Genomic DNA, 15,997 nt, shown 5'->3' with positions numbered 1-15,997 from the left:
GATTTTCAAGGTTTATTTTAGTTCTCCACCGTTTCTGTGGATAAGTCTATGGATGATTATTTAATATATGGGTCTGGTGGGCAGTTTATCAAGCTCTATCATGTATTGCCTAAAAATTAATCATGTTTTATAACACATTGATATTAAAGTATTTTTTAAAAGAACAAAATTAAATTATATTTCAAATTTTTAATAATTTTTAAAAAAACTAGATGTCAATAGGAGTAGTGGACAAAATTTAAAAAACTTTAAATTTTTAAGCTTATATTAATAATTTTTATATATTATTTAGACTATATATTTTAAAATCCTTCTATTTCGAAAAGTAGAACAGTAGAGAATGCGTATTATTAGTTGGAATATTAATTCCCTTCGGCTAAGGCTGCCCTTATTAGGGGATCTTGTTACACTTGCTCAACCAGAAATAATTTGCTTGCAAGAAACCAAAGTCCCCGACCATTTGTTCCCAGAAGCAGAGATCAAGGCATTAGGGTATAATTATATCGCTTATAAAGGAATGAAAAGTTATAACGGTGTTTGCATTTTGTCGAAACATCCATTTAAACTTAGCCCCTTAACCAAAGATTGGTGTGGTAAAGAGGATTGCAGACATTTAGCTGTTCAATTCGAATTTTTAAATCATCCAGTAACCTTGCATAATTTTTATGTTCCAGCGGGTGGTGATGAACCAGACCCAGCAATCAATCCCAAATTTCAACACAAATTAGATTTTATAAAAGAAGCAAGCCAGTGGTTCAAACATAATTTAGATTCATATACCATTATGGTTGGTGATTTAAATATCGCTCCTTTAGAACACGATGTGTGGAACCATAAACAGCTTTTAAAAATTGTTAGCCATACTCCAATTGAGACTCAGAATTTAAATCAATGGTTAGAAACTGGATTTATAGATGCGATGCGCGAAATAATACCAGAGCAGGAAAAATTATATACTTGGTGGTCATATCGTAACAAAGATTGGGAAAAATCAAACAGAGGTCGAAGGCTAGACCATTTATGGATAACTCCCAATTTACGCCCTGCTTTGAAAACAATTAAAGTTTATAAAGAGGTTCGAAACTGGCCAAAGCCATCCGATCACGTTCCAATTTTAATTGAATTCAATAAAACTCCACATACTTAAATATCTAATACATGGAGCAATATTATCTTACGATTAGGTATCGCTCTTTGTAGTATCAGTAGCTGAGCTTAGGCGATATCCCCCAGCCTCGGTAATTAATAAAGAAACATTGGTTGGATCGGGTTCGATTTTTTGGCGCAAACGATAAATGTGTGTTTCCAAAGTGTGTGTTGTAACAGCAGAGTTGTATCCCCACACTTCATTTAACAAAACCTGCCTTGGTACTGGTCTTGTACCTGAACGATATAAAAATTTAAGAATTGCCGCTTCTTTTTCGGTCAGACGAATACGTTTATTGGTTTCGTTTTCTTGCAATAATTTGGCAGAAGGGCGAAATACGTATGGACCAATCGCAAAAACAGCGTCTTCACTGTTGGCAAAAATACGCATTTGTGCGCGTAAACGCGCTAATAGTTCGGCAATTCGGAATGGTTTTGATACATAATCATTTCCACCCGCATCAAGACCGCGAACGACATCGGCTTCGTCATCTGAGCCCGTCAACATTATAATAGGTGTTCTGCATCCTTCCTTACGCAGATACGCACATAAATCACACCCATCACCATCAGGTAACATGACATCTAAAATAATGGCATCATAATGTTTTTCTGATTTTAATATGTTCGTTTTTGCTTCTTCAACGGTATAAACACCGTGAACTTCGAACTCTCCATCAAACTGTAATTGTTCTGACAAAGTTTCAATTAACTTTGGATCATCATCAACTACTAAAATTGGGTGTAATCCAGCCATCAAACGCCATCCCTTTATGATAAAATAAAAATAGTCGTCAATCCACTTAAGGAATTATAATAGTATAAATTAATATATTTTTAATACTATATTTGTTATTTGAACACAGCATCAAAAAAAAGTTATTATCACTCAATATTTATACCAAATTAACGTATAATACAAAAAATTATGTAAATTTATAAGAAGATTTTGAAAATGGACCTGTTGACGCTAATATCCTTGTTATTTTTATTAACGGCAATTGCTGGGGCAATAAATCATAAATTTCTACATCTTCCCATTACAATTGGGATTATGATTATGGCCTTTGTTTTCTCATTAGTTTTGTTCATTAGTGATTATTCTATTTCTTTTTTCTCTGGATATTCATTTGCTCAAAATATTTTATCTGGACTAAACTTCCCAACCCTTTTACTGAATGGTGTGTTGGCCTTTCTTTTATTTGCAGGCAGTTTACACATACATTTAGATGAATTATGGAAAGCTAAATATAACGTTGCTTCGTTGGCGATTTTAGGGACGTTAATTTGTATTTTTACTTTGGGCATTGTATTTTGGGGATTATTTTCCCTTTTCTCCCTTCCAATATCATTTATCTGGTGCCTGGTCTTAGGATCTATTTTGGCCCCTACTGATCCTGTGGCTATTATTAACATGCTGGGACGTTTGGGATTACCATTTCGCATGCAAGCTATCTTTGCTGGGGAAAGCTTGTTCAACGATGGTATTGCTCTCATGGCTTTCACAACGCTAATTGCCATCGCCACCAGTAACCATACGCCTAATGCCGGAGGATTATTACTTGTTTTTATACAAGAAGTATTTGGTAGTGGAATATTAGGGGCTGTTACTGCCTATATTGTTATATCGATTATTAAACGTATGAACCATGACGAAGTCATTATTCTATTTTCATTAGCCTTGGCTGCAGGTACTTTTTCAATGGCCAATCATTTCCATATGTCTGGCCCTATCGCCGTAGTCGTCAGCGGATTGTTAATGGGTAATTACTTACAAAAACGCCCAACCAAAAAGGACCATGATACGATTACAGGGTTTTGGCATGTTATTGATGAATTGTTAAACACCTTGTTATTTTTGTTAATTGGTTTGGAAATCATGGTTATACCTTTCCATTACAAGACCTTAATTATCAGCCTGCTATGTATCCCATTCCTAATTCTATGCCGATTTATTGCTATTGGTATCAGTGGTTCAGTACTTCTATACAAAGATTCTAATCCTAAGGGATTAATTTCAATTTTGACTTGGGGTGGACTACGCGGGGGTATTTCATTGGCTATAGCCTTATCCCTGCCTGATATTTTTCCTAAGAATGAGATTTTGGTTATCACGTACGTTTGTGTGATCTTTACGGTAGTCGTCCAAGGATTAACCATGGAACGACTTATTAATCATTTTTATAAACTAAGATAACTCGACTTTTGATACTTTCCGTTCTAACACAGCACAAAAGAAACCGTCTGTTTTATATTGTGCTGGTGTTAACTGAAACGTAGGATGTTGAGTGAATTCTTTAGGTAATAAACCTTCTGCAGTATCGGGGGGAACCAGATGAAAGTCTGGATGATTTTCTAAAAACTGTTCAATCTGATACTGATTTTCTTGTTGTAACAATGAACAGGTGGCATAAATTAAACGCCCCCCTTCTTTCACCATAGTCGCTGCAGAGCGCAAAATATCAGCCTGTTTTGCAATCAGCTCTGCCAAATCAATTTGCCTGAATTTTAAACGCGCATCTGGGTTTCGTCTCCACGTTCCAGTACCACTGCATGGTGCGTCAACTAACACACGATCAAAACTTTTAATACGCCTCTTGATCCATTTAGCACCTTCAACGAATTGATGGGTTTCGACGTTAAATGCCCCCGCCCGCCGTAAACGCCGCTGCGCTGCGCCCAGTCGAACCTCGGATACATCTGAAGCAATAATGTGTCCTTTATTTTGCATCATCATAGCCATGGCCATGGTTTTACCACCCGCACCTGCACAGAAATCCAATACGCGCATTTGCGAAGTAGCGCCTGTCATTAAAGCAATTAATTGGCTACCTTCATCTTGGATTTCGATATCCCCCTCTTTGAACAAATTGGTAGAGGTAATTGATTGACGACCTTCAACCCGTAATCCCCAAGGAGAAAATTGCATTTCTGTTGAAATGATTCCTTCAAGTTTAAGTTTCTCTTTGATGGTTGAACGATCGTCACCTTTTAATGTATTTACTCTTAGATCCAAATGTGCTGGTTCTAATAATGCGGTTAACTCTGTTTCAATAGAATCAGCATATTGTTCTTCAAGTAATGGATATAACCAATCGGGAACTTCAAATTTTACAGCATTTGGCATTTCTTTGGAAAAGAAAGATTTCCCTTCTAAAGATAGCAAATAAAGTTCTTCGTTTTGTTTCAAAGGTAAAGGAGCATATTTCTCACCAGAAAATAATTTGCTGACTTCCTTTACTGACTGACCCGATAATACAAGAAAGGTTGACACCATCATCCTGGGATTAATTGGGCTGCCAACCCGTTTTAGCCACCATTGCAATTTCCGATAATGTCTAAGAATTTCCCATATTTGTGCTGAAACATAACGACGATCCCCCCCACCAATATATCTGCGTTGTCTAAAAAATCGATTAGCAGTTGCATCCGCAGGGGCATGTCGTTGATTTTGGATATTGAGCAACAGTTCAATTACTGCTGATACTTGCGCAGAAGGAGTCATAGTTATGTACTTATTTTCTTAATTAATTGTGACGATAATTTGGAGCTTCACGAGTAATTACCACGTCATGTACATGGCTTTCTCTTAATCCTGCCCCTGTAATTTTACGGAACTGAACATTTTGCTTCATGGTTTCAATTGTTGGGTTTCCCGTATAACCCATTCCAGCTTTTAATCCACCAACCAATTGATGGACAACCGCTTCGGCAGAACCTTTATAAGGAACTTGACCTTCAATACCTTCAGGAACCAATTTATGGCTGTCTTTGATATCTTGTTGGAAATAACGATCTGCTGATCCGCGAGCCATTGCCCCAAGACTGCCCATACCACGGTATGATTTATAGGAACGTCCTTGATACAAGAAAACTTCACCAGGGGATTCATCTGTTCCCGCCAGCAAGGAACCCACCATGACGACATCAGCCCCAGCACCAATAGCCTTAACAATATCCCCAGAGGTACGAATACCACCATCAGCAATTAAAGGAATATTTTCACGATGACAAATTTCAGCCACTTCCATAACAGCAGAAAATTGTGGCACACCAACGCCAGCAACAACGCGAGTAGTACAAATTGACCCTGGACCAATCCCAACCTTAACCGCATCAGCACCGGCATCGATTAATGCTTTTGCTCCTTCGGGTGTGGCAATATTTCCAGCAATTAATTGTAAATCTGTTTTTTCTTTTTTCAGACGTTCAATCGATTTTAGTACACCAGATGAATGACCATGGGCGGTATCTACAACCAATACATCTACCCCAGCATCGATTAATGCAATTGCGCGTTGATATCCATCCTCGCCAACCCCAGTTGCAGCAGCACATCGCAAGCGACCAAATTGATCCTTATTAGCCAAAGGATATACAACTGACTTTTCCATATCTTTAACAGTAATAATACCAACACATCTATTTTGATCATCAACAACCAGTAATTTTTCAATACGATGTTGGTGTAATAGACGCTTAACTTCTTCTGGTTTTACGCCTTCTCTAACCGTAATTAAATTATCCTTTGTCATGAGTTCAGCAACAGATTGATTGGGATTTGTAGCAAAACGCACGTCTCTATGGGTTAAAATCCCTACCAAACGATTAGTATTACGTTCGATAACGGGCAGACCACTGATGCTATTGCGTTTCATAATATCAATAGTTTCTTGCAGCGTATTTTCAGGATACACAGTTACAGGGTCGACCACCATTCCTGATTCAAAACGTTTAACCTGTCTAACTTGATTGGCTTGTTCTTCAATAGAAAGATTTTTATGAATTACCCCTATCCCTCCATTTTGTGCCATTGCAATGGCCATGGCATATTCGGTCACTGTATCCATTGCTGAAGAAATTAAGGGGATATTTAATGGGATTGTTCGGGTTAATTGTGTTTTTACATCAGTTTGACTGGGTAAAACATCAGATTGTGCCGGGATAATTAATACATCATCGAATGCTAGTGCTTCACGAATCTGTTTAGTCTGGAAAGAAGAATTTGCCATCTTGATGCCCTTTGGAAAAGTAAAAATAAAATATAGAAAAGGGATAACCCAATAATTTATGGGTTCCAATCATTTGGCAATTCTTCATACTCTTAAAAGATGTTCTCGACAAGAGAAAAAAATATTTATCTAGGAAACAGAATATTTTTACACAATTGATTACGAAAATTAACTTTCCAACATTAGTCAGTTTTCAGTGTTTTTAAAACCCATAGCAATAACATATAACTCTCTAGATTCTTTTCGACTAGCTGGCGGTTTGGCGTGCTTAACTGTTTTAAACATGCGTTTTAGAGTATTTAGCATATCCTTTTCTGTACCACCTTGGAAAACTTTAGCTATAAAGACCCCTTCTGGGTTTAAAATTTGGATTGCGAAATCCAATGCTTCTGCTGTTAGATTCATAATACGGATATGATCTGTCATGGCATGGCCAGTTGTATTAGGTGCCATGTCAGACATGACTAGATCAGCCTTACCCCCCAATTTTTCGATTAAAATATCCATATTCTGTGGGTCCGTGAAATCTCCTTGCACGATTTCAGCCCCAGGAATGGGATCGACAGCTAACAAATCAATACCAACCACTGTGGTCGCCTTGCGATAAACTGCAACTTGTGACCATCCCCCAGGCGCAGCCCCTAGATCCACAACTTTTAAACCAGGCCTTAAGAAATGAAATTTTTCATCCAATTCTATCAATTTGAACGCTGCTCTGGAACGCCACCCTTGTTGTTGAGCAGCACGCACGTATGGATCATTTAATTGACGGGTTAACCATCTTTGTTGAGAGGTTGAACGACCTCTACTTTTTTTTAGTTTAACTGTTAGTCCGTCTGTTGCAAAACGAGAGGTCTTTTTTTTTCTAGCCCCCTCGTTTGTGTTTTGTTTATCCATCATTAAGAACTTTTATATATTTCAGATATTAATTTTTTACAAAAAAACGAGAAGAGTGGAAATGATTTTTTCCAGTATTGTGTGATTTGTTGGCCTCTAACATTTTGGCAATGATGCCGTCACGTATACCTCTGTCCGCAACAACAATGTCTTCTACAGGCCATACTGTATGAATGGCCTCAAAAATTGCGCAACCAGGTAGTAAATAATGTAAACGACTTTGATTGACCGTGGAATAATCATAAATCTTGTTAAATTTACTGACCAATATATGTCGAACCATATCTTTAACTTGTGATGTTTCCAACAATAGCCCATCAATAGCAGAACGACTATATTTAGGTTGTTTTAAAATCATGCTCGCCAAAGCAGTGATTGTGCCACTGACACCGACAAACTGTACTTGTTCGCGTAAGATTTCGGCCCTGATTTGATGTATGCGTTCAAATGCATTGATTTTATTTAAAACATAATCAACCATATGATAATATTCATTTAAAGTCAGGCGTCTAAATTGCTCTCTTAATGTAATAACACCAACGGGGATACTGCAACAACCGATCAAAGTTTGCTTTTTTCTGATGGGGTCAATCCTTACCCAAGCAATTTCAGTTGATCCACCACCAATATCAAAAAGCAAAGTTTTTGTTCGATTACGTCTCAAAAGCTTATCATGAAGAAAGGCACTGCACCCAGCGACTGCAAGTTCTGCCTCCTCTCTTGGGGATATAATATTAATATTTAGCCCTGTTTCGTTGTGTACACGTTTTAAAAACGTGCTTGCGTTGCTGGCCCGACGACAAGCTTCAGTTGCAACAGCATACAATTTAAAGGATTTTCGACGTTCAATTCTAGCGGCACAGTGACGTAAAGCAAATAAAGTACGTTCCATAGCGGCTTCACTCAAAACACCACTTTCATATAACCCTTCTCCTAATCGAACTACGCGGTTATAGTTATCTATAACTTTTATACCTCGTCGTCCTGAAGATACGATTAGGAGTCGGCAATTATTTGTACCTAAATCTAATGCCGCGAACATCTCTTAACCCTCAGATCACTTTATAAAACAATAAAGCTCCTTTAAATTGATTAATCTTTTAAAGTTATATATGTATCGGATATGATAAATACATCCCTTTGTTAATTCTTTATACACTAAAATTTCCTTGTTATATATATAAATTAATGATATCAAAGCCTAAATTATCGTTGGGAGATAGTTTAGCGGTAGAACTACCGGCTCTGACCCGGTCAGCCCTGGTTCGAATCCAGGTCTCCCAGCCAAATCCCTAAAATTTTATAAAGCAGATCATAAAATGCAGTGGGAAACCTTTGCTTTAGAACCATCACTAAAAGTTCGCAGCATTTCAAATCCATATATATACCCATCATTGCTAGAGGCTGAGGTCAATAGACTTTGGGAAAACAAGAAAAAACAATTTCCAAAGCTGTTTAATGGTAGAATATTCAACGTTACAACGATTACGTCAAATAATATTACTGGATATTGGACTGAATATAAATATGTCTTAGCACAAACAGTAAAACCTGAACTATATACACAGCTATTAATACGCTCTCTTGCCGTTATTGGATTAATTCAGTGTTCACAAGGGATTATATTGGGGAAAAGATCAACAAATGCTGTCTATTTGCCAGGATATTGGCAATCTCCGCCCGCAGGCACCGTGGAATCCAGACAAAACACTGATGATGTTAATTTGCTTGATCAACTCTATGCGGAGGCTCAAGAAGAGTTAGGTCTACAACAAAATGATTTTTTCAATCCGACAATACTTTCTGCAACCGAGCATAGTGATACGCATATTATTGATATCGGTATTAAATTAGAAACGCAATTATCTTACCAAGTAATACTACAAAAATGGAAGGAGAATGCCAATCCTGAATACCAAGCATTAATCTGTATCAATAATCAATTGGATATTCCGGATCGAACTCTGCCAACTACTTTATATTTATTGAAAAGTATGGGCGAGTAATTTTGAAAATAGAACGGTTTATTGATCTTCTCCATTGATGATGTTTATTGATCATTTACCCTTTAACTAAACTTAGATAAGGCGCCTAAAGTATCCTTATCATAAAGACGAAGATTAATTTTCTACAAGAGTTGAGCACATGCTTTATCCATAGGATCACTGATACTATTTACAAACCGCATACAATTAGCCAGCATCATTGAAAAGCGTTAAAATTGTTAGTTTCTTAATTTGCTGACTTTTACAAGATTTATACGCTATTAGTTAACGCTTATCAGAAGATAAAGCCACACCGATTTGTTTAATATCATGAAAGGACAATTCTTTATTTGCATCGATAGTGCGTTGCATCATAAAATCCGAGGTTGACAAGAATACTGGATCTCCGTCAATATCATCAGCAATTGCACTGCGATTTGAATTTATAAATCGTTCGATCATATTTCTGTCGCCTTGCACCCAACGTGCCTGAGTAAAGGAAATACCATCGAAAGTTATTTCCACACCATATTCGTGCTTTAATCTTGTTTGCAAAACATCCAGCTGTAGTACTCCGACAACCCCTACAATCGGGGCCGAACCATCTTGAGGTTTAAATAACTGAACAACGCCCTCTTCTGCTAATTCTGTTAAAGCTTGCTTTAACTTTTTAGCCTTCATTGCATCTTTTAAATTAACGCGTCGTAAAATTTCTGGGGCAAAATATGGAACACCTGTAAATTGTAAGTCTTCACCCTCAGTTAATGTATCGCCAATCCTTAATGTACCATGGTTTGGAATTCCCACAACGTCACCAGCAAAAGCTTCTTCTGCAAGTTGGCGGTCTCTGGCAAAGAAAAATTGTGGGGTATGCAATGCAAATGTTTTTCCAGTACGTGTATGCTTTAACTTCATCCCCCGTTCCAATCGACCAGAACAAATACGGGCAAAGGCAATACGGTCGCGATGATTGGGATCCATATTTGCTTGAATTTTAAAAACCAAAGCAGTCATGGATGGTTCGTTTGCGGAAACCTGACGGTCATTGCTGGCTTGGTTTCTAGGACTGGGTCCAAAATCAGCCAAAGCATCCAATAAATCAATAACCCCCAATTCTTTAATGGCACTTCCGAAAAAAACAGGCGTTAAAAATCCAGCATTAAAATCATCAATATTAAATTCGGGTAATGCTGCTTTGGCTAGTTCTATTTCTTCATTCAACAGTATTATGCGGTCATCAGTGTCAGCAATTTCCTCTTTTAACCGCATAGATTGTGTGCGTAAATCATAGGTTCCCAAAAATTTGGCAGCACGTCCAACAGGCCATGTTAAAGGAGTGGTTTCTAGTGCCAACGTAGAAGCAACCTCGTCAAGTAATTCAAACGGATCTTGAGATTCTCTGTCCATTTTATTAATAAAGGTTATAATGGGAATGTCACGTAGGCGACAAATTTCAAATAACTTACGAGTTCTAGCCTCAATCCCTTTGGCTGCATCAATAACCATGACGGCAGCATCGACAGCGGTAAGCGTTCTATATGTATCCTCGGAAAAATCCTCGTGGCCTGGGGTATCAAGTAAATTAAAAATACAACCACCATATTCAAAAGTCATAACAGAAGTTACGACCGAAATACCACGATCTTTTTCAATATTCATCCAATCAGATCGGGTGCGCCGTTGTTCGCGTTTTGCACGAACATTACCAGCCATTTGAATGGCACCCCCAGCATGTAAAATCCGTTCTGTTAATGTCGTTTTACCCGCGTCAGGATGGGAAATAATCGCAAATGTACGACGACGAGAAATTTCATTTTCCAAATTGTGAACGGAGTTTGACATAAAAAAAGCTCAGATAAATATAAGGATTTAAACACACAAAAGCCGAGCGGATAGATATCGCTCGGCAAATTTTGCAAAGTGGCAAAAAAAATTAACGAGAATAGAACTCGATAACCAAATTTGGTTCCATGGTAACAGGATATGGAACATCGTTTAATTTAGGGGTGCGAACAAACGATCCCTTCATTTGACGATGATCTACTTGTAAATATTCAGGAATGTCACGTTCTTTGCTTTGAACTGCATCTAACACAATAGAAAGTTGTTTTGATTTTTCTTTAACTTCAACAACATCGTTATCTTTTAAAGAGTAAGAAGGAATATTAACTTTCTTACCGTTAACTAAAATATGACCGTGATTGATAAATTGACGAGCAGCAAAAGGTGTTGCTGCAAATTTCAGGCGGTAAACAACCGCATCCAAACGACGTTCTAGTAGGTCAATCAGATTTTCAGAAGTATCCCCTTTACGGCGTGATGCTTCTGCATAGTAACGGCGGAATTGTTTTTCACTGATGTTACCATAGTAACCTTTCAGTTTTTGCTTTGCCATTAACTGAACACTATAGTCAGATGGTTTTGAACGGCGACGTTGACCGTGCTGACCTGGACCATATTCACGTTTATTAACGGGGGACTTTGCGCGACCCCACAAATTAACACCTAAACGGCGGTTAATTTTGTACTTGCTTTGTAAGCGTTTACTCATAACAGTTAAAAACTTTCTTATATCTATAATATTGCAGAGGCAACAATACTAATTGTTTATTGTACTGGTAGTTCCATATTCTGTAAGGACGGGTCTATATTTCTTACCAATGTAACCTCTAACTATTTTGGTAAAAACAATAAACCACTTTCCCAGCAATAAATGCTGTATACGAAGATTATTTTAAAAAGTCAAATAGTTAATCAAAATAGCCGAATTGCGTTATTTATAAATCAAAACAATTTCATTATAATATACCAACAAATTAACAAATAAATATTAATTATTAATAAATAATTAATTTTATTAACAAATAAAAACTTATTTTTTGCAAATAATATAAAAAAAATCAAAGAAAAAAATATTACAAATATTGTAATTACACTTTGCTGTCACTAGATGGGTGATATAGGCAATATTAGCGTTAATATCAATAGGAACAATACGATGGCATCGACAAGTAATGTTAGCAGTGGCATAATCAATGACAAAATTGTTTCAAAAAATGATACTTTAAATGTTTATGATGAAGGCGTTGCTTCTAATACAACTATTAATGTTAATGGCAACGTAAACGTCTATAATAATGGTAAGATTTATAGTACCACTGTAAATAATAACGGTGGGGTGGTCATTACTAGTGGCGGTAGTGCGTATAACACAAATATAAATGCTGGCCATATATACGCTTCAAATGGATCAACAAACTATATTGAAAATACAACAGCAACTTTTGCAACAATTTCTGTAAATGATGGTAAAATTGTAAGTACAACCCTTAATAGAGGCGGTACCCTATTTGTTGAAGATAACGGAATAGCCAGCAATACGACAGTTAATAATAATGTAGATCTTGGCATAGGCGTTTATAACAACGGCTCTGCCTATGCAACGACCATCAATAGTGGCGGAACCATGGAAGTGGCTTCCGCTGGATATGCTTATGACACGCTTGTAAAAGGCGGAACCATGAGCGTATTTGACAATGGTATCGCCACAAGTATCACAAACAGAGCTAATGGTGTTGTCAGCATATATAATGGCGGTGTCGCAAGTGATACCAGAATATATGAAAGTACAAAGGTCAGTGTCTTCAATAATGGTAGTGCTTACAACACCAGTATGAACACAGGTTCCTTATACGTTACTGGTGGTGGTTCTATCTTTGACACAAACGTAGCAGTGGGTAACATATACGTTAATAATGGTGGTGTTACATCCAATACAAGTTTTGTGAATGGTAACTTATACGTCAGTAATAATGGTGTTGCATCCAATACGAACTTTGTGTCAGGCAGAGTATACCTCACCAGTGGTGGCAGCGCATATAATACAAATTTTCAAGCTGGCACGCTGTTTGCTTCAAGTGGATCAACAAACTATATTGAAAACACAACGGCAACCTCTGCATCAATTTATATTTCTGATGGTAAAATTGTCAGCACAACCCTAAATGCTCAGGGGACTTTATTTGTTCAAGACAACGGAATAGCTAGCAACACCATTATTAATAATACTATAGACCTCGGCATAGGCGTTTCCAATAACGGTTCTGTTTATGCAACCACTATCAATAATGGCGGCACTATGGAAGTGACTTCCGCTGGATATGCTTATGATACGCTTGTAAGTGGCGGAACCATGAGCGTATTTGACAATGGTAGTGCCACTAGCATCACAAACAGAGCAAACGGTGTCGTCAGCATATATAATGGCGGTGTCGCAAGTGGTACTAGAATATATGAAGGTACAAAAGTCAGTGTCTTCAATAATGGTAGTGCTTATAACACCAGTATGAATACAGGCTCCTTATACGTTACCAATGGTGCTATCTTTGACACAAACGTAGCATTAGGTACTATATATGTCGACAATGGTGGTATTGCATCCAATACAAGTTTTGTTTATGGAAAAGTGTACGTTACCAGTGGCGGCAGTGTATATAATACGAATTTCGAATCAGGTAGGCTATACGCCTCAAGCGGATCAACAAACTATATTGAAAACACAACGGCAACCTCTGCATCAATTTATATTTCTGATGGTAAAATTGTCAGCACAACCCTAAATGCTCAGGGGACTTTATTTGTTCAAGACAACGGAATAGCTAGCAACACCATTATTAATAATACTATAGACCTCGGCATAGGCGTTTCTAATAACGGTTCTGTTTATGCAACCACTATCAATAATGGCGGCACTATGGAAGTGACTTCCGCTGGATATGCTTATGATACAACTATTAGCAGTGGCGGCACAATGAACGTGTCCTCGTCGGGTCACGCTTATAGTACGACCATTAGTACTGGTGGTGTCATGAACGTATCTTCATTTGGATATGCCCAAGATACTACAGTTAGAGCCAAAGCTTCTTTAAATGTTGAAGGTGGTGTTGTTAGCAATACAACTACTCTTGGTTATTCATTACTGACAATTACAAGCAATGGCAGTGCCTATGACAATACCGTCAGTGGTGGCACCATTCTTATTTCCAATGGTTCAAATAACTATCTAGAAAATACAACTGCATATATTGCCACGATTTCTATTACTGATGGACAAATGGTCGGCACCACCCTGAACGATTACGCGACTATATTCGTTGCAGGTAACGGGATTGTCAGCAACACTATTATTAACAATGCCTCTGATTTGGGTATCGGTGTTTCTAATAATGGTAAGGCTTATGGCACTACTATTAATAGCGGTGCAGTAATGAGTGTATCTACAGATGGGTATGCTTATGATACAACAGTTAACCAAGGGGGTAAATTATTTGTTTATAATGTGGGTGCCATTATCTCAAAAACAATTATCGAAAATAATGGTGTTTTACAAGTATACAGCAACGGTCAAGCTTTTGATACAACAATCAATGAAGGTGGTCTTTTATCAGTCTATAGTGCTGGCATTTCCCATGATGTAACTGTCAATAAAGGTGGTTCTTTAGTAATAGATGCAGGATCGTTCTTGGATGGAACTGCTGATATTTACAATGGTGGTTCTGCTGTTATTTGGGGCAGCGCTGGTGGTAATGTCAATTTACTAGGTGATAATAATACACAACTTGTTCTGACTGGTTTGAATGATGGTGGGAACGCTACAATCGTCATTAATAATTTTGCAGGTCAAGAACCAGGTAACTCTGACTCTATTATATTAGAGGGTGTTAATCCAAATGACGTTGTCAGTGTGGCTTATGAAGATGCTAATGGGAATGCAAGCCCAAATCATGTGACATTGACCCTAAAAAATGGTTCAAAAATTACCATGAATATCGTGGGTGCAGAAAATGCAGGATATAATTTATCATCTAGTAACGGTCAGCTTGTATACGAAGTTTGTTTCCTAACAGGGTCAATGATAAAAACTGTTAATGGTGAAATAGAAGTTGAAAACTTGCGTGCTGGGGATAAAATCGTAACCTATGACTGGAAAAATAATCAGGAAGTTATACAAAATGTCAAATGGGTCGGATATAAAAATGCCACAGTTAATCCAGATCAACCTGATGATATGGCGGGGTATCCTGTACGTATCTTAAAAGACGCAATTGCAGAAAACGTCCCTTATAAAGATTTACTGATAACCCCTGAACATTGTCTTTTCTTTGGGAATATGTTTGTGCCAGTACGTATGTTAGTAAACGGAGTAAGTATTTTTTACGATTATTCCATTAAGAATTATACCTATTATCATGTTGAAACAGATACGCATTCAGTCATATGGGCTGATGGAATGTTAACGGAAAGTTATTTGGATACAGGTAATCGTTATACATTTAATCAACATAATAATATTGTTTTATTCCCACAGCGACGCACTGCGAAAAGTTGGGGAGAAGATGGATGTGCTGCCTTAATAACAGATAGAAATAATGTTGAACCTTTGTTCAATCGACTATTAGCAAGGGCAAAAGAAATTGGATTGCAAGAACCTTTAAATAATTTTGTCATTGACGATAATCCTGATCTTTGCGTACAAACAAACGATGGAAAGATAATTTATCCTCATGCTCGAAATCAAGATCGTTTTATCTTTACGCTTCCATCAAATACACAGACTATTCATATACTTTCGCAAAGCAGCCGTCCTTGTGACGCAATAGGCCCTTTTGTAGACGATCGAAGAGAATTAGGGGTTTTGATTGGTGACGTTACCTTGCTAAGTCGGAATGAAACAATTAAAATTGATACGCATTTGCTACAGAATGATCTGGAAGGATGGCATGGAATTGAAAGTCATTTATATCGTTGGACGAATGGTCATGCCTCTTTGCCTTTACGTAATCATAAAACTAAGTACTCAGAAAATCAGTCCTACGATATATTAATTGTGCATGTGATCGCTGGAGGGCCTTATTTATCTTTAACCAAAGAAATTAAAAAAATAGCATAAAAAACAAA

General features: G+C 37.4%; 11 protein-coding genes and 1 tRNA gene. 5 read left to right on the top strand and 7 right to left on the bottom strand.

Features of this window, described 5'->3' with window-relative positions:
* Window positions 1–340: 340 nt before the first annotated feature.
* Window positions 341–1,147, top strand: coding sequence for an exodeoxyribonuclease III (gene xth, locus QJV27_RS02315; RefSeq protein ID WP_281447375.1), 807 nt, complete (start codon window positions 341–343; stop codon window positions 1,145–1,147).
* Between the two features lie 33 nt (window positions 1,148–1,180).
* On the opposite strand, the gene QJV27_RS02310 is transcribed toward xth, so the two are convergent.
* The gene (locus QJV27_RS02310; RefSeq protein WP_281447374.1) at window positions 1,181–1,903 is read right to left on the bottom strand and encodes a response regulator transcription factor; all 723 of its coding nucleotides are present in this window, start codon (window positions 1,901–1,903) and stop codon (window positions 1,181–1,183) included.
* A 198-nt stretch (window positions 1,904–2,101) separates the two neighbouring features.
* Between QJV27_RS02310 and QJV27_RS02305 the strand changes: the two genes are divergently transcribed.
* Window positions 2,102–3,343, top strand: coding sequence for a cation:proton antiporter (locus QJV27_RS02305; protein WP_281447373.1), 1,242 nt, complete (start codon window positions 2,102–2,104; stop codon window positions 3,341–3,343).
* On the opposite strand, the gene QJV27_RS02300 is transcribed toward QJV27_RS02305, so the two are convergent.
* The 4 genes from QJV27_RS02300 to QJV27_RS02285 all read right to left on the bottom strand — a co-directional run bounded on the left by QJV27_RS02300 (window position 3,335) and on the right by QJV27_RS02285 (window position 8,097).
* Complete coding sequence (locus tag QJV27_RS02300; RefSeq protein ID WP_281447372.1) at window positions 3,335–4,651, bottom strand: RsmB/NOP family class I SAM-dependent RNA methyltransferase; 1,317 nt, start codon at window positions 4,649–4,651, stop codon at window positions 3,335–3,337. The two genes, QJV27_RS02305 and QJV27_RS02300, sit on opposite strands and share 9 nt — an antisense overlap.
* A 22-nt stretch (window positions 4,652–4,673) precedes the next feature.
* A complete protein-coding gene (gene guaB, locus QJV27_RS02295; RefSeq protein WP_281447371.1) occupies window positions 4,674–6,158 on the bottom strand; it encodes an IMP dehydrogenase in 1,485 nt (494 codons plus the stop codon).
* A gap of 186 nt (window positions 6,159–6,344) precedes the next feature.
* Entirely contained in the window at window positions 6,345–7,058 is a 714-nt protein-coding gene (locus QJV27_RS02290) for an RlmE family RNA methyltransferase (protein WP_408869610.1), read from the bottom strand.
* A 25-nt stretch (window positions 7,059–7,083) separates the two neighbouring features.
* The gene (locus QJV27_RS02285; protein WP_281447370.1) at window positions 7,084–8,097 is read right to left on the bottom strand and encodes a Ppx/GppA phosphatase family protein; all 1,014 of its coding nucleotides are present in this window, start codon (window positions 8,095–8,097) and stop codon (window positions 7,084–7,086) included.
* 171 nt (window positions 8,098–8,268) lie between these two features.
* Here QJV27_RS02285 and QJV27_RS02280 point away from each other — a divergent pair.
* Both QJV27_RS02280 and QJV27_RS02275 read left to right on the top strand, forming a co-directional pair.
* Window positions 8,269–8,342 (top strand) — tRNA-Gln (locus tag QJV27_RS02280).
* 32 nt (window positions 8,343–8,374) lie between these two features.
* A complete protein-coding gene (locus QJV27_RS02275; protein WP_281447369.1) occupies window positions 8,375–9,061 on the top strand; it encodes an NUDIX hydrolase in 687 nt (228 codons plus the stop codon).
* Window positions 9,062–9,325: 264 nt separating this feature from the next.
* Here the strand turns inward: QJV27_RS02275 and QJV27_RS02270 are convergent, their stop codons facing one another.
* On the bottom strand, window positions 9,326–10,882 hold the full coding sequence (locus tag QJV27_RS02270) for a peptide chain release factor 3 (protein WP_281447368.1): 1,557 nt from the start codon (window positions 10,880–10,882) through the stop codon (window positions 9,326–9,328).
* Window positions 10,883–10,973: 91 nt separating this feature from the next.
* Window positions 10,974–11,591, bottom strand: a complete 618-nt coding sequence (gene rpsD / locus QJV27_RS02265) for a 30S ribosomal protein S4 (protein WP_281447367.1) — start codon at window positions 11,589–11,591, stop codon at window positions 10,974–10,976.
* Between the two features lie 447 nt (window positions 11,592–12,038).
* On the opposite strand from rpsD, the gene QJV27_RS02260 reads away from it, so the two are divergent.
* Window positions 12,039–15,989: an AIDA repeat-containing protein gene (locus QJV27_RS02260; RefSeq protein ID WP_281447366.1), complete on the top strand. Its 3,951-nt coding sequence runs from the start codon at window positions 12,039–12,041 to the stop codon at window positions 15,987–15,989.
* The last annotated feature ends 8 nt before the right edge of the window (window positions 15,990–15,997 follow it).

The organism is Commensalibacter oyaizuii (genome assembly GCF_029953265.1).
Classification (GTDB): Bacteria; Pseudomonadota; Alphaproteobacteria; order Acetobacterales; family Acetobacteraceae; genus Commensalibacter; species Commensalibacter oyaizuii.
The sequence above is the reverse complement of the archived record's forward strand: the minus strand, read 5'-3'. Positions and strand labels throughout refer to the sequence as shown.

Coding starts and splice junctions, on each gene's coding strand:
- xth (WP_281447375.1), top strand. CDS start 341: ATGCGTATTATTAGTTGGAATATTAATTCCCTTCGGCTAAGGCTGCCC.
- QJV27_RS02310 (WP_281447374.1), bottom strand. CDS start 1,903: ATGGCTGGATTACACCCAATTTTAGTAGTTGATGATGATCCAAAGTTA.
- QJV27_RS02305 (WP_281447373.1), top strand. CDS start 2,102: ATGGACCTGTTGACGCTAATATCCTTGTTATTTTTATTAACGGCAATT.
- QJV27_RS02300 (WP_281447372.1), bottom strand. CDS start 4,651: ATGACTCCTTCTGCGCAAGTATCAGCAGTAATTGAACTGTTGCTCAAT.
- guaB (WP_281447371.1), bottom strand. CDS start 6,158: ATGGCAAATTCTTCTTTCCAGACTAAACAGATTCGTGAAGCACTAGCA.
- QJV27_RS02290 (WP_408869610.1), bottom strand. CDS start 7,058: ATGATGGATAAACAAAACACAAACGAGGGGGCTAGAAAAAAAAAGACC.
- QJV27_RS02285 (WP_281447370.1), bottom strand. CDS start 8,097: ATGTTCGCGGCATTAGATTTAGGTACAAATAATTGCCGACTCCTAATC.
- QJV27_RS02275 (WP_281447369.1), top strand. CDS start 8,375: ATGCAGTGGGAAACCTTTGCTTTAGAACCATCACTAAAAGTTCGCAGC.
- QJV27_RS02270 (WP_281447368.1), bottom strand. CDS start 10,882: ATGTCAAACTCCGTTCACAATTTGGAAAATGAAATTTCTCGTCGTCGT.
- rpsD (WP_281447367.1), bottom strand. CDS start 11,591: ATGAGTAAACGCTTACAAAGCAAGTACAAAATTAACCGCCGTTTAGGT.
- QJV27_RS02260 (WP_281447366.1), top strand. CDS start 12,039: ATGGCATCGACAAGTAATGTTAGCAGTGGCATAATCAATGACAAAATT.